The sequence below is a fragment of the Geobacter sp. 60473 genome (assembly GCF_036323535.1).
GTDB classification, from domain to species: domain Bacteria; phylum Desulfobacterota; class Desulfuromonadia; order Geobacterales; family Geobacteraceae; genus Geobacter; species Geobacter sulfurreducens.
This window is the reverse complement of sequence record NZ_AP028967.1, coordinates 1595113-1608530: the sequence shown is the minus strand read 5'-3', so window position 1 is coordinate 1608530 and position 13418 is coordinate 1595113. Positions and strand designations below refer to the sequence as shown.

Annotated in this window: 11 protein-coding genes; 10 read left to right on the top strand and 1 reads right to left on the bottom strand. The window is 57.5% G+C overall.

What is annotated here, in order from left to right:
• The first annotated feature begins 62 nt into the window (after positions 1-62).
• Complete coding sequence (locus tag AABA48_RS07350) at positions 63-779, top strand: Crp/Fnr family transcriptional regulator (protein ID WP_324309880.1); 717 nt, start codon at positions 63-65, stop codon at positions 777-779.
• 5 nt (positions 780-784) lie between these two features.
• Here AABA48_RS07350 and AABA48_RS07345 read toward each other — a convergent pair whose 3' ends face one another.
• Positions 785-1513 (bottom strand): CAAX prenyl protease-related protein, encoded by a 729-nt coding sequence (locus tag AABA48_RS07345; protein WP_324309882.1) that lies wholly within the window; start codon positions 1511-1513, stop codon positions 785-787.
• 196 nt (positions 1514-1709) lie between these two features.
• Here AABA48_RS07345 and AABA48_RS07340 point away from each other — a divergent pair, with 196 nt between their 5' ends.
• The 9 genes from AABA48_RS07340 to AABA48_RS07300 all read left to right on the top strand — a co-directional run bounded on the left by AABA48_RS07340 (position 1710) and on the right by AABA48_RS07300 (position 13390).
• Positions 1710-2696: an ATP-binding protein gene (locus AABA48_RS07340; RefSeq protein ID WP_286352353.1), complete on the top strand. Its 987-nt coding sequence runs from the start codon at positions 1710-1712 to the stop codon at positions 2694-2696.
• A gap of 29 nt (positions 2697-2725) precedes the next feature.
• The gene (locus AABA48_RS07335; protein ID WP_324309885.1) at positions 2726-4060 is read left to right on the top strand and encodes a sigma-54-dependent transcriptional regulator; all 1335 of its coding nucleotides are present in this window, start codon (positions 2726-2728) and stop codon (positions 4058-4060) included.
• A gap of 365 nt (positions 4061-4425) precedes the next feature.
• Positions 4426-4794: a DNA-binding response regulator gene (locus AABA48_RS07330; RefSeq protein ID WP_286352355.1), complete on the top strand. Its 369-nt coding sequence runs from the start codon at positions 4426-4428 to the stop codon at positions 4792-4794.
• Complete coding sequence (gene prsT, locus AABA48_RS07325) at positions 4787-7477, top strand: XrtA/PEP-CTERM system TPR-repeat protein PrsT (RefSeq protein ID WP_338271253.1); 2691 nt, start codon at positions 4787-4789, stop codon at positions 7475-7477. The genes AABA48_RS07330 and prsT overlap by 8 nt, the downstream gene beginning before the upstream one ends.
• Position 7478: 1 nt before the next feature.
• A complete protein-coding gene (locus tag AABA48_RS07320) occupies positions 7479-8837 on the top strand; it encodes a TIGR03013 family XrtA/PEP-CTERM system glycosyltransferase (RefSeq protein ID WP_286352357.1) in 1359 nt (452 codons plus the stop codon).
• Between the two features lie 31 nt (positions 8838-8868).
• A complete protein-coding gene (locus AABA48_RS07315; RefSeq protein ID WP_324309890.1) occupies positions 8869-9717 on the top strand; it encodes a polysaccharide biosynthesis/export family protein in 849 nt (282 codons plus the stop codon).
• Entirely contained in the window at positions 9717-11189 is a 1473-nt protein-coding gene (locus AABA48_RS07310) for an XrtA system polysaccharide chain length determinant (protein WP_338271252.1), read from the top strand. Before AABA48_RS07315 ends, AABA48_RS07310 begins: the two co-directional genes overlap by 1 nt.
• 51 nt (positions 11190-11240) lie before the next feature.
• Positions 11241-12173: an XrtA-associated tyrosine autokinase gene (locus tag AABA48_RS07305; RefSeq protein ID WP_338271251.1), complete on the top strand. Its 933-nt coding sequence runs from the start codon at positions 11241-11243 to the stop codon at positions 12171-12173.
• Between the two features lie 50 nt (positions 12174-12223).
• A complete protein-coding gene (locus AABA48_RS07300) occupies positions 12224-13390 on the top strand; it encodes an XrtA/PEP-CTERM system-associated ATPase (protein ID WP_286352361.1) in 1167 nt (388 codons plus the stop codon).
• Positions 13391-13418: the final 28 nt, after the last annotated feature.

Sequence of the window (13418 nt, the reverse complement as noted above, 5' to 3'; positions counted from 1 at the left end):
GTCGGATAGTGACTATCAGCCGGAACATGGATGGACGAGCTGCCGGGAAAGGGTGATTGCTCATGGCGCACGCACAGGAAGGAATCAAACAGGCGGAAGTGGAGCGTATTCTCGGGCGCCTTCCTTTTTTTTCGTCGCTCTCAGGGGATGAACTGCTTTCTTTGAAGGCTGCACTCCGAAAAAAAAGTTATCCCCGAAACGCCATGATTCTATGTGAAGAAGATTCAAATCTTTATATGTATATTGTAATATCTGGTAAGGTGAAGGTCGTCCGGACCGGCAGTGATGGCCGGGAGCGGATTTTCGCGATTCACAAGCGTGGGGACTTTTTCGGTGAGATGGCCATGCTGGATGGTAAAACGTCGCCTGCAGCGGTTGTGGCGCTTGAGGACACAACCGTGGGGTTGATCGCCAAGGATGACTTCGACCGGTACCTGATGTCCAACTCAAAAGTTGTTGAGAGAATCATCGAGATGCTTTGTGCGCGGTTGCGGGAATCGTGGCTGATGCTCAAGGTGCTGAGCAGCTCTGATGCCGAGCAGCGGGTACGGACCGTGCTCGGCCATCTTGCAGACACGCATGGCGTGAGCGACGCGCGTGGAACCATCATTGCCATGAAGCTTACCCATAAAGAGATTGCGGGTTACGCGAATCTTGCGCGCGAAACGGTGAGCAGGCTCCTGACGTCATTGCGGAAGGGAGAGGAGATAGAAATTCTCGACTCGCACCAGATCGTGCTCAAGCCGGACTTCAGGAGAGATGACCCTGCGGCCGTGTAGGCTGCTTACCAGAAGTGCCACGCCTGGCGATTGATCACGTGGAGGCCGAGCGCCAGGTTCGTTACCGCATGGGCGAGTATGCAGAGCACGATGCTTCCGGTAAATCTGAGCAGCAGGGTGTAGGCAATACCGGCCATGATCCCGGCAACGATGTAGTGGTGCTCCAATCCGAACAGGATCGTCGAGAAGAAAAATGCCGGCCAGGTAAGCTTGCCGATCGGTACGGTTTCGAATTCTTTGTCGATCAGGTAGCGCAGGAGAAAGGACCGCCAGAAAAGCTCTTCAAGTACGGGGATTATGAGAGCGGCCCCCAGTAGCCTGACGATGATCATCGACATCCTGAGCGCATCGTTACCGATGCCGGTCGGATCAAAGCCGGGGGGAGGGGACTGGAACGGCAGGAGCCAGTCCATGCCTACCCAGAGAACGTAGACCGCAAAGCCGGTTGCCACGCTCACGGCCGCGTGCAGCGGCCGGCGCAGATCCGACAGGTGCAGTTCGTCACAGCGCTTCAGGCAGAAGGCAAGTACCGCCCCCGTAATGATTATCCTCACGGGGTACAGGAAAAGGAACCATCCGGGGGGAATGGACACGATGCCCCGTGTCGTCAGGGCCCGGAGCACCTCTTCCACTCCGATCAGGACCATGAGTGACGCGAAGGGGAGAATTCGCGGGGCAGCACTGGAGCTGAGAAACGTGACGGCCGCGGAGCCGGAATGATGGTTCGAGGGCATTGATAGTACTCCAGGACCGGAGACGGACACAGCTGCTTCCACGCCGGCGGCGGTAACTTCGGTAAGAACTCTAGCCTATCACAGGCAGATCGTAAAGGACCGATGTAAAACAGGGAGGTTGAACGGCATACGCGATAGTCCGCTTCGGGCATATCGATCAGTGCCGGAATGGATGGCTATGAGACGATACTCATTTATGGTCGACGATCAACTGCGACTCGTGGCGCGAGACGACCTGCACCGCTCGGAGGGGAATGCCCCCTTGTTGGGCATCCCCTACTATGAATGCTATCCCCGGCTTTGGAACGGCAATTCCGATGCCGTTCGTACCGTCGTGGATCAGGGGGAGCCCCTGATTCTAAACGGTTATCGCCACTGCTGCTTTTATGGCGAGTTCAGTGCGGCAGACATTGAAATTCGCCCCGTTTTCGACGGTGCCTCCCGATGCACCGGCGCAATGGTGCAGGTTTCCGTGCTCCCCGGATGTACGGTCTATGGTGAAATGGACAGCGCACGGGCGCTGATAGACATCGGCAAGATGTCGGTGACGCTTGCCCACGGCGTACGCAATCCGCTCAATGCCATCAAGGGTGCCGTGGTCTATCTCAAGGACAAGTACTGCAGTGATGCAACCTTTGCCGAATTCGCCGATATTATTGACGAAGAGATTTGCAAGCTCGACGGCTTCATTACCGAGTTCCTCGGTACCTCGCACCTGGAACCGGTCAGAGAGGAAATCCAGCTCAACGATCTCCTTGAGCGCGTCGTTAAATTCGTTTCCCTGCAGGCAGAGGCGAATCATGTACGATTTGACGTGGAGTACGGTGAGTTGCCGCCTGTCATGCTCGATTCATTCAATTTCGGCCACGCCATACTCAATATCGTCAACAACGCTCTCGGGGCCATGGAGGCGGGAGGTTCCCTTACCATGCGGACCAACACCTTGCTGGAAGGTGGAGTGGAGATGATTGTGGTCGAGGTGGCCGATACGGGATCGGGGCTTCGGTCGGGGGGGGGCAAGAGGATGCTCGGGAGTTTCCCCGGAGCCGGCAGCAGGAAGCAGGGGAAAGGGTACGGCCTGTTCATCACCCGTGAGATTGTACGCCACCACCAGGGAAAAATTGAGATTACCGGTAATCATGAAGGCGGGACCACCGTCAAGATCATGTTGCCGGCGGTATAGCCGGATCGGCGCGGTCCAGGAGGAGCGAAGTGCAGGGTCTTGTTCTTATCGTCGATGATGAGCCGAATGCGGCCAGGGTTCTTTCGGCAATCCTGGCCGGCGAAGGGCATACGGTACTTACCGCTTCTGATGCCTCCAAGGCAGAGCATATCCTCAAGTCGCGCGACGTTGACGCCATCATTACCGACCTGCGCATGCCGGGCAGGGACGGTATGCAGTTGTTCGAGCACGTGACCGAACATCTACCGGATATCCCGGTAATTTTTCTGACCGCCTACGGAACGGTCGACTCCGCCGTCAACGCCATCACCCGTGGTGCCTTTTACTACTTCATCAAACCTCCCGATTACGTGAAGCTCAAGAGCATGGTTGCGCGAGCCGTGGAGCAGCGCGCGCTCAAGCGCGAAGTAGCCGAGTTGCGCAAGCGGGTTGCTGCGGGCAGCGGAGCTGATCGAATTATCGGCGTCAGCCCGGAAATGCTCAAAATATTCAATACGATCGAGGCGGTCAAGGACTCCATGAGCAGTGTGCTGGTCAGCGGGGAAACCGGAACCGGCAAGGAACTCATCGCCCGTTCGCTCCATTACGGCAGTGTGCGGCGCGATCGCCCTTTCGTGGCCGTAAACTGTGCCGCCATACCCCGCGAGCTCATGGAGTCAGAGCTGTTCGGTTATGAGAAAGGAGCGTTCAGCGGCGCAGCCGCCCGACGGATCGGGCGCTTCGAAGCTGCTGCCGACGGCACGATATTTCTCGACGAAATCGGCGAGTTGGAGCTCTCTCTCCAAGCAAAGCTGCTGAGAGTCCTCCAGGAGAAAGAGGTTGAGCGGCTTGGCAGCAATCGCAAGATCAAGGTTAACTTCCGGGTGATTTCATCCACAAACCGTGATCTCATGCGTGAAATAGCCGCCGGTACGTTCCGGGAAGATCTTTACTACCGGCTCAATGTCGTCCAGTTGAATGTTCCGACTCTGCGCGAACGCAGAGAGGATATTCCGCTCCTGGCCTCCGAGTTCGTCAAAGAGTTTGGTCTCAGGGAGGGCAAGTCCCTTACTCTTTCTGACGATGTGGTGCGCGCTCTTGTCGGCTACGAGTGGCCCGGCAATATCAGGCAGCTGCGTAACACCATCGAACGCGCCGTTGTCCTCGCCCGCGGAGGCAAGATATCTCTTAAGCACTTGCCTGAGGAGGTTGCCTCTGGTGCCGGCTGTCGCGACGTAGTCGAGCCGCGGACGCTTCGGGAACTTGAGGAGGAGGCAATCCAGAGCGCTCTGCGGGAATGCCGGGGCAACAAATCACTGGTTGCGAAGAAGCTCGGCATATCCCGCAAGACCCTTTATAAGCGGCTGGAGCAGCTGGGACTTTGAGGGGCGGGCAGGCCAAAGGGCGGACAGTGTTACCATTGGAGACATTGCCAGGTTGAATATGTGGGAAGTTTCGAGGGCTCCGTAAAAAAGGTGTATCCATTGGATACACCTTTTTTCTTTGTTATGGCAGTTCGGTGTCAATGTGTTTCCCCTGGAAACAATTATGATGTTTTGGTGCCGTGAGGTGCAGATTACAGTCATGTTTGCCGGGGAGATGCAAGAATATGGCAAGAAGAAACCTGAATAAAATATGGCTGTAAACATAGTGCGTTATAGGTAACGCGAGAGTATCGCTCCGGCAAGAGCTTCGTAAAACTTCGTGGAAGTGCAAAAAGGGTATCATTATTGCTCTCTCAATAAACGCAATGGAAAAGGAAAAGATTCTTATCATCGATGAAGAAGGTTTTTCCCGGGTATGCGCTGCCATTCTCGCATCGGAGGGGTATGCTGCGGAACGACTCCTCCACGACACCAAACAGGTGGCCGGTGAGCGCGTCGGTCTCGTTATCGCCAGTTATCCGTTCGGGGAGAGCTTCTCTAACGATCTGAGTCAGATCAATCAGCCCGTCATCGTGCTTACAGACCACATCAGTCGGGATCTCCTCTCGTTTCTCGAGGGACTCGACCGTTCCTACTGCCTCATGAAACCACTGAATTTCAAAAAATTCGTTCTGCTTGTGAAAAATATCATGAGCGGAGTTCAAATCTGTCCGGGAGGGTACAGCATTGTCTAGATTATTCATCATCGCGGGCCTCGTCGTGCTCATGTTCACCCTGTCCGGTTGCGGGGGCAAGAGCAGGGACGAGTTGTACACCGAGGGGGTGAAACTGCTCCAGGAGGGGAATCCGGGCGGTGCGGTCGTTCTCTTTAAAAACGCCCTGGAAAAAGATCAGAATTTCCAGGATGCACGCTACCAGCTGGCCAAAGCGTATAAGGCCCTGGGCAAATACGAACAGGCTGAGAAAGAATATCTCAAAGTTCTGAAGCAGAATCCGTCCAAGACCGACATCGTTCTTGAACTGGCCAAGCTCTACAACTCGCAGAGGAAGCCGGATCAAGCTATCGAGCAGGCCGGTAAATACCTCCAATCGAATCCCGGCTCTGCAGAGGCCCTTGAAGTACTGGGGCTCGGTTATGCATTGAAGGGGTTGCCTGCCGAGGCTGAACGGAATTTCCTGCTTGCCCTCGAAAAGGAGCCGCAACGGACTTCCTCGAAGCTCCAATTGGCGGTTCTCCTGATGGAACAGAAATCGAGCCGTGAAAAGGAAGCCCGTGCACTCATAGACGAAATCCTTACGGCTGATCCCGGCAACGTGAAGGCCCACAATCTCCTGGCCGGCTATGAGCTGTCCCTCGGCAATCGCGAACGGGCACTGGAGATCTATCGGAAAGTTGCGTCACTGACGCCTGGGGACCCGGCCCCTCTTTACCGCCAGGGGGTCATTCTCCTGGAAAAGGGTGAAATGGATAAAGCCGAGAGGACTGCCGAGACTCTGGTGCAAAAGTTCCCCCAAAAATCGGAAGGACCCCGCCTGAAGGGACTGATAGCGTACCAGCGCAAGAATTATGCTGACGCTATTACCGCTCTCCAGAACTCGGTGAAGATAGCGCCTTCCCTGGAAGGGCTCTACTACCTCGGGTTGAGCATGTACAGTCGCGGCGAGCTCGAGAATGCCCTCAGCCAGTTCCGCCGCATCCTGGACCATACACCGGATTTCGTCCAGGCCCGGCTCCTGACCGCCTTGATTCTGCTCAACCAAAAGAGGGTCGACGATGCCATTGCCGAGGCAACCCGGGCCATCGAGACCGACAGCCGGAGCGCCCTTGCCCGCAATATTCTCGGGAGTGCGTATCTTGCCAAAGGAATGTACGACGAGGGCATTCGCGAACTCAACCGTGCCACCGAGCTCGATCCGAAAATTGTCGATGCCCATCTTAAGAAAGGCATCTTCAATCTCAGCAAAGGGCGTGTACGCGAGGCCGAGAGCGATTTCACCACAGCCGTCAGGGTTGCCCCGGAAATGCTCAACTCGCGGCTGGTGCTTGCGTTCCACTACATGCGGCAGCACCGCAGTGACCGCGCCCTGGCTACTCTCAAGGAGGGGATGACGGGCACCAAAGGGGATGCCTCCCTTTACAACACCATGGCCGCCATCATGTTCAACGAGCGGAAGCCTGCCGAAGCCGTCAAGTACCTCAACATGGCGAGAAAGAGTGACCCCTCGTTCCTGCCGGCCCGGTTCAACCTGGCAACCTATCACGCCTCCACCGGCGATCTTGATGGTGCCATAGCCGAGTATTCCCGCATGGTTCAGGAAGATCCCCGCAACCTCAGGGCAATTCTCGGACTCGCTTCCCTGTCCGAACTGAAGGGGAGGGAAAGTGATGCTCTTGCCTGGTACACCAAGGCCCGGGATACGGGCGAGTATGCCGGCTATCTGGCTCTTGCCGGTTACCATGAGAAAAAGGGGAACCTCGACAAGGCTCTCGCCGTGCTGGACGATGCTGTCAAGGCAAAGCCTCGCGCGGCAGAGGCGTTCGTAATGAAAGGCCGGATTCTCCTCGCCCAGAAAAAAGGAAAAGACGCAATCAGAATTTTCACCGACCTGGAATCGATTGCCCCCGAGCAGGGGCTTGCCCTGAAAGTGGCGGCCTTCGTTCAGATGAAGGAGTCCGCAAAGGCCATCGAAGAGGCGCGCCGTGCCGTGACACTCAAGCCTGACGCCGCCTTTGGCCATTCGATTCTCGCGTCGGTCTATGCGGAACAAGGGGATCTCCCGCGGGCAATTCAGGAGGTGAAAGCCGGCCTCAGGGCAGAACCCGGCAACGTCGGGGCAGCCATGCAACTGGGAGAGTATCTCGGCCGCAGCGGCAACAGCGCCGCCGCCATGGAGCAGTACGAAGCCGTCCTCAGAAACAACCCCAACCATGCTCCAGCCCTTTTTGCCCAGGGAATGCTCCTTGAAGTGGGCGGCAAAAAGCGGGAGGCCGTAACAAAGTACCGGCAGACCCTGGAGAAGGCCGAATCCTTCGCGCCCGCTCTCAACAATCTGGCGTTTCTTTACGCCGAGGGCTACGGTCCCCGTGAGGAGGCCCTCCGCATGGCGCTTACCGCTCTCAGGCAGGAACCTGCCAATGCTGCCATTGCCGACACCTACGGCTACGCTCTCCTGAAAAACGGCCGGGCCGGCGAGGCCGTAAAGATTCTGGAAAAAGTGGTCAAACTCATGCCGTCAAATCCGTCGGTCCGCTACCACCTGGCACTTGCCTATCGCGACACGGGCGATCGTGCCCGCGCCGCGACGACTCTCCAAGAGGCTCTCAAGCAGGGGGACTTCCCCGAGTCCGGCCAGGCGCGCATCATGCTCGCCGAGCTTTCCGGTGCCGCGGGGACGGTGAAAAAAGGGAAATACTGATATGAAACGCTCAATTGCACTAATGGTGGGGGATGGTCTCTGTGCAGTTACGGCCATACTGGCGGCTCACCTCTTCCGCTTGGGCGAAATGCCCGGAGTGGAGAGCTTTACCGGCCAGGGCGGAGTGAGGCTGGCATTGTTCGTAATCGTCATGCTCTTCTGCGCCTTTTTCGTCGAGGTGTACCACCAGGAGCGGGAGCTGACCCCGCTGGATCTCATCGGGCGCATCAGCATCGAGCTCGTTCTGGCGTTTTTCGTGCTTTCGGCGCTTTATTTCTTCCTGCCGATAGTCATGGACGGACGGGGCGTACTCATGATTGCCACGGTGGTATTCGGATTATTCCAGTTCCTCTGGCATGCCGGCAGCAGAGGGGGCTTCATATTTCCCTCGTTCGCCAAGCGTGTGCTCATCCTCGGCACCGGTCCCCTGGCAAACCAGATGGGCAGCCTCGTCACGGCCTCGGGCGCCCGGTACGTGCTCTCCGGCTACGTGGCCTGCTCCCGTGAGCCGGTCTATGTCCCGGCCCAATCCATCGTCGGGAGCGAGGACGGCCTCTACGAAACGGTTCGTCGCGCGCGGGCCCACAAGATCGTCGTCTCCCTGGGCGAGCGCCGCGGCGTCTTCCCGCTCAAGGATGTTCTCAACTGCAAGCTGAGTGGAGTGGAGGTTGTGGACGCCCCCTCATTCTACGAGCGGGTCACCGGCAAACTCCTCATTGAGAGCATCAACCCCAGCTGGTTCATTTTCTCTTCCGGTTTCCGCGTTACCGCCCTCAATCGCCTCCTGAAGCGGGGTATAGACATCTTCTGCGCTTTGCTCGGCGGGGCTTTCTTCCTGCCGTTTCTGCCAATAGTTGCTCTCGCCATCAGGTTCGACTCGCCCGGCCCGGTCCTTTTCCGTCAGGAACGGGTAGGTGAACGGGAGAAACCCTTCTATCTTTTTAAATTCAGGACCATGCGCACGGATGCCGAGAAGGGTACGGGTGCCGTCTGGGCTCAAAAAGATGATCCCCGTGTCACCCGTCTCGGACGCTTTCTCCGCAAGAGCCGTATCGACGAGATCCCCCAGCTCTTCAACGTTCTCATGGGCGATATGAGCCTTGTGGGGCCGCGGCCTGAGCGTCCTGAATTTGTGGAGCAACTCAAAAAAGTCATTCCCTACTACTCCGAGCGCCACTTCGTCAAGCCGGGCGTCACGGGCTGGGCACAGGTGCGCTACCCCTATGGCGCCTCGGTGGAAGACGCCGTAGAAAAGCTCCGCTACGATCTGTACTACATCAAGAATCTGTCCGTTGCCTTTGATATAATGATTATCTTTGAGACCGTGAAAGTCGTGCTGTTCCAGCGGGGGGGGAGGTAAATCCCCCAAGGACATGCCTAAAGGAGATGCGATGCGTTTGAAACTTCTGATATGTGCCCTGTTCCTGCTGTTACCGCCGCTCGCGTGGAGTGCGGACTATGTCATCGGCGAAGGGGACGGCCTCGACATCTCTGTCTGGGGAGTGAAAGAACTCAATGTCGGAGTTAAGGTCCGGCCCGACGGAAAGATCACCATACCCGGCCTGGGAGATGTGGTGGCAAGCGGCTTTACCCCGGCCCAGCTGCAGGCCGATCTGGCGCGTCGGCTCAAGGAGCTGGTGAAGAACCCCATAGTGACAGTAACGGTACGTGAGATAACCAACAGCAAGGTCTACATTTTCGGTGGCGGCGTGCAGTCCGGCGTGGTTGACCTGAACCGCCGCACCACCCTGCTCCAGTTACTCTGCTCTATCGGGAACGTGGGTGCCGGCGACGGCAAGGGGGGCGGTTCCGCCGCCGGTCCCTCCACCAAGGTGGCCGACTACCGCAAGGCCTACGTTCTGCGCAACGGCAAAAAAGTGAAGGAGGATTTCTACCGGCTCTTTATCACCGGCGATACCAGTGAAGATATCGTCATCGAGTCCGGCGACGCCATCTTTATCCCGCAGGCGCTGGAAAAGAATGTGTACGTCCTCGGCGCCGTCACCAATCCCCGATTCATCGAATACCGAGAGGGGATGACCGTCATGGAGGCCATCCTCGAATCGGGCGGCTTCACCAAATTCGCCCGCCAGAACGATACGGTGATCCGCAGAAGGGACGGCGACAAGGAGGCACTTATCGAGGTGAAGGCCAAGGATCTGGTCAAGGACGGCGACCTGAGCCAGAACGTAAAGCTCAGCCCGGGAGATTACATCATCGTGAAGGAAGGGATGTTCTGATGCAGCAGTCTGAGTTCGACTACCGGCACTATCTCGCGCTTATCATCGCCCGTAAGCGCCTTTTTGTCGTGGTGGCCCTCGCGGTAATGGCTGCTGCCGTGGTCTACAGCTACGTCCTTCCCAAGAAGTATGAGGCCAGGAGCACCGTATTCATCGAGAAAAACGTTATCAGCGAACTGGTCAAGGGGATTGCCGTAACTCCTTCCATGGAGCAGGCCATCAAGGGCCTCAGCGAGGCAATCACCAGCCGTACGCTCGTCACCAAGGTGATCAATGATCTCGACCTCGACGTGACCGCCAAAAGCGATGCCGAGATCGAGGCCCGGGTTCGCGCGATCCAGCAGAACATAACCATCAAACTCAAGGGCGACAACATTTTCACCATCTCTTACGTGGACAAAGACCCCCGAGTGGCCCGCGATTTCGTCAATACCCTGGTCCGGCGCTACGTGGAGGAAAACATATCCTCCAAGCGGGAAGAATCCTACGGTGCCATCAAATTCCTTTCCGAGCAGATCGACACCTTCCGCGGCAAGCTCGAAGAAGCCGAGGGCGAACTCAATCGGTACAAGACCGACAAGGGCGGCGTCATCGCCATCGACGAAGCGAAACTGTTCGAGGAGATCAACGTCGCTCAACAGAAACTCTACGATATCCAGCTGCGCAGGCGCCACCTGGAGGGACTTCGACCGGTCACGCGCAAGGCGGGAGACCCCCTTCAGGTAAAGCTCGTCGCCCTCCAGAAGCAACTTGAAGAGCTCCGTGTCTCCTATACCGACAACTATCCCGAGGTGCTTCGCGTCAGGGGAGAAATCGAGACCCTCAAGGAACAGATGAAAAATCGTTCGCCCCAGCAGGAAACGGTCGTTGATCCCCAGGAGTACGAGAAGGCCGAAGCGGAACTCCAGGCCCTCAAGGTCAGCGAGGACGGCCTCAAGCGCTACATCGCCACCAATCAGGCACTGCTCAGGAATATCCCTTCGGCCAAGGCCGGGCTTGAAAAGCTCGAACTGGAAAAAAAGAACCGCAAGGACCTTTACGACCAGCTCATGGCGCGTCATGGCCAATCCGAAGTGTCGAAGCAGATGGAAGTCCAGGACAAGACAACCACCTTCCGCATCGTCGACCCGGCGGTCATGCCGTCGAGTCCCATCAGCCCCAACCGGGTCAAGATCATGCTGATGGGGATTGTCGCTGGACTCGGCTGCGCCCTGGGAGTCATCGTCCTCCTGGATCGGCTCAACAATTCAGTGCATTCGGTTGATGCGCTGAAGGAAACCGGGATTCCCGTCCTGGCCGTCATCCCCAAGATTCGCACCATCGAGGCGGTTGCCCGGGAGCGGAGCGAGAACATCAGGGTGTTTACTGCGGCTGGGGCGTGTTTCATGGTTATTCTCGCGTTTCTCGTCATGGAACTGCTGAATATTTCACCCGTGGACCGGATCATCAGCAGGTTGCATGGAATGCTGTAACTCATTTCTATCGCCGCATTGATGTGATGTCTGAATGGAGAAAGGAAACGCATGAGCAGAATTGAACAGGCCCTTGAGAAAGCAGCAATGCTGCGGGGGACGACGACTGATCGCCGCCCGGCCGTGGCTCCGCGTCAGATGGAAGACGTGCAGCCGCTCGAGCGTGCGGAACTGCCGCCGCTTCCTGCGGAACCGCTCGAAGGCATCCGTCATGACAATCCGCTTCTTGCCACCCTCAATGATCCCCATTCGTATGTGAGCGAAGAGTACCGGAAGCTGAAGTCGGCCATTGTTGCTGGGACCTCGGTTGGGGATTTCCGCAATACCATCATGATTACCAGCACCCTCGGCGGGGAGGGTAAGAGCATAACCGCCCTTAATCTGGCCATTACCCTTGCCCAGGAGTATGACAATACGGTATTGCTGATCGATGCCGATCTCAGGAAACCGATGACGGCCGAGTATCTCGGTATCCCAGGGGAGCGGGGGCTTTCCGAGTATCTCCGCGTGGGCGCCCATCTGCCGGAACTGTTGGTCAGAACAGGCATCGGCCGGCTTTCGATCCTGCCCGCCGGCAAGCCTGCCACCAATCCGGTCGAGCTTCTTTCATCCCAGCGGATGAAGGATCTGCTGGACGAGATCAGGCATCGCTATCCCGACCGCTATGTCATCATCGATGCTCCTCCGGCCCTGCCGTTTGCCGAGGTGCGCTCACTGTCCAACCTCGTCGACTCCATCGTCTTCGTGGTCAAGGAAGGGCAGAGCTCCCTGGCGAACATCGACGAGGCGATCGGCGCCCTCAATCGCAAGAAAATCCTCGGCATCGTTTTCAACGAAGCCAGTGCCGTGGGACTAAGCTCCAAATACGGGTACGGCTATGGGTATGGCGGTTACGGCCAGAGCCCCGAATCGGCGGAGGCCCGATCCAAGGCGGAAAAAACGGGCAAACTCTCCAGGATTCTGGGGAAGCGCGGGAACAAGTGACAGCGGGACGTGAGATGGCGCAGCGCCGGCCGTGAGTGAAAGCGAGAAACATGTACGAGGCCTATTTCAACCTGACAACCAAACCGTTCGAACTGCTCCCGAACCCCGACTTCATCTTTCCGAGCAAATCCCACAAGCGGGCGCTCATGTACCTTGATTACGGCATCAGCGAACGGGCCGGCTTCATCCTGCTCACGGGCGACATCGGGACCGGCAAGACCACTCTCATTCGCAACATGATTCAACTCAAGGATGAGCGGACAATCATCTCCCGCATCTTCAATACGCGGGTGGAACCCGAACAGCTTCTGGCCATGATCTGCCATGATTTCGGCATTCCGGCCGAAGGCAGGGGCAAGGTGGCACTCCTCAACGAACTGAACGACTACCTGATCGAGCAGTTCGCCCGCGGGAACCGGCCGGTGCTCATCATCGACGAGGCCCAGAATCTTTCCGCCGATCTTCTGGAAGACATCCGGCTCCTTTCCAACCTTGAGACCAGCGACACCAAGCTGCTGCAGATCGTTCTCGTGGGACAGCCGGAGCTTCGGGAAGTCCTTGCCCTGCCGCAACTCCTCCAGCTCCGCCAAAGGATCAGCATCAACTGCCACATAAGTCCCCTGTCCCGAGAGGAAACCGAGGGCTATATCTTCCATCGTCTCGAACGGGCCGGTAATCGAAATGCCGTCGCCTTTTCAAGCGATGCGCTCGATATCGTGTACCGTTACAGCAGGGGCATCCCGCGGCTCGTCAACATCATCTGCGATTTCATCCTCCTTTCCGCCTTTGCCGAGCAGACAACCGAGATACCGGGCGAGATGGTCCGCGATATCATCGGGGATCTGGATTTCGAGAACCATTACTGGGGGGGGGCGGAGGTGGCCGCTTCCGAGCGCGCACCGGAAGCGACCCGGTCGGCGCCGGCCCGTTCCGGCGAGGCCGCCGAGCTTGTGGCCACCCTGCGTGCCGTAATCGACCGGCTTGAATCCCTGGAAGGGGATTTTGCCCGCATGAGCCGCGGCGTGCTCGACGAGATGAGTGAAAAAGTCGCTTCCCTGGAGAACGCCTTCCGGTTCCACGTGGATGAGACCGACAGCCATATCTCCGAAATCAGGAGGCGGATCGAAAAGGTCCAGAACCTGGAGGTCGGGACCACCGGCGAATGCCAGCCGCAGGACTCTCCCAAAGGGCTGCTGAAGAGGATGTTCGGTGCCTGACGGTGCCTTGTGCAATGCTATGAATAGT

What these genes read in the sequence shown, in the direction of transcription:
- AABA48_RS07350 (WP_324309880.1), top strand. Translation starts at nt 63, where the DNA reads ATGGCGCACGCACAGGAAGGAATCAAACAGGCGGAAGTGGAGCGTATT.
- AABA48_RS07345 (WP_324309882.1), bottom strand. Translation starts at nt 1,513, where the DNA reads ATGCCCTCGAACCATCATTCCGGCTCCGCGGCCGTCACGTTTCTCAGC.
- AABA48_RS07340 (WP_286352353.1), top strand. Translation starts at nt 1,710, where the DNA reads ATGGTCGACGATCAACTGCGACTCGTGGCGCGAGACGACCTGCACCGC.
- AABA48_RS07330 (WP_286352355.1), top strand. Translation starts at nt 4,426, where the DNA reads ATGGAAAAGGAAAAGATTCTTATCATCGATGAAGAAGGTTTTTCCCGG.
- AABA48_RS07320 (WP_286352357.1), top strand. Translation starts at nt 7,479, where the DNA reads ATGAAACGCTCAATTGCACTAATGGTGGGGGATGGTCTCTGTGCAGTT.
- AABA48_RS07315 (WP_324309890.1), top strand. Translation starts at nt 8,869, where the DNA reads ATGCGTTTGAAACTTCTGATATGTGCCCTGTTCCTGCTGTTACCGCCG.
- AABA48_RS07310 (WP_338271252.1), top strand. Translation starts at nt 9,717, where the DNA reads ATGCAGCAGTCTGAGTTCGACTACCGGCACTATCTCGCGCTTATCATC.
- AABA48_RS07305 (WP_338271251.1), top strand. Translation starts at nt 11,241, where the DNA reads ATGAGCAGAATTGAACAGGCCCTTGAGAAAGCAGCAATGCTGCGGGGG.
- AABA48_RS07300 (WP_286352361.1), top strand. Translation starts at nt 12,224, where the DNA reads ATGTACGAGGCCTATTTCAACCTGACAACCAAACCGTTCGAACTGCTC.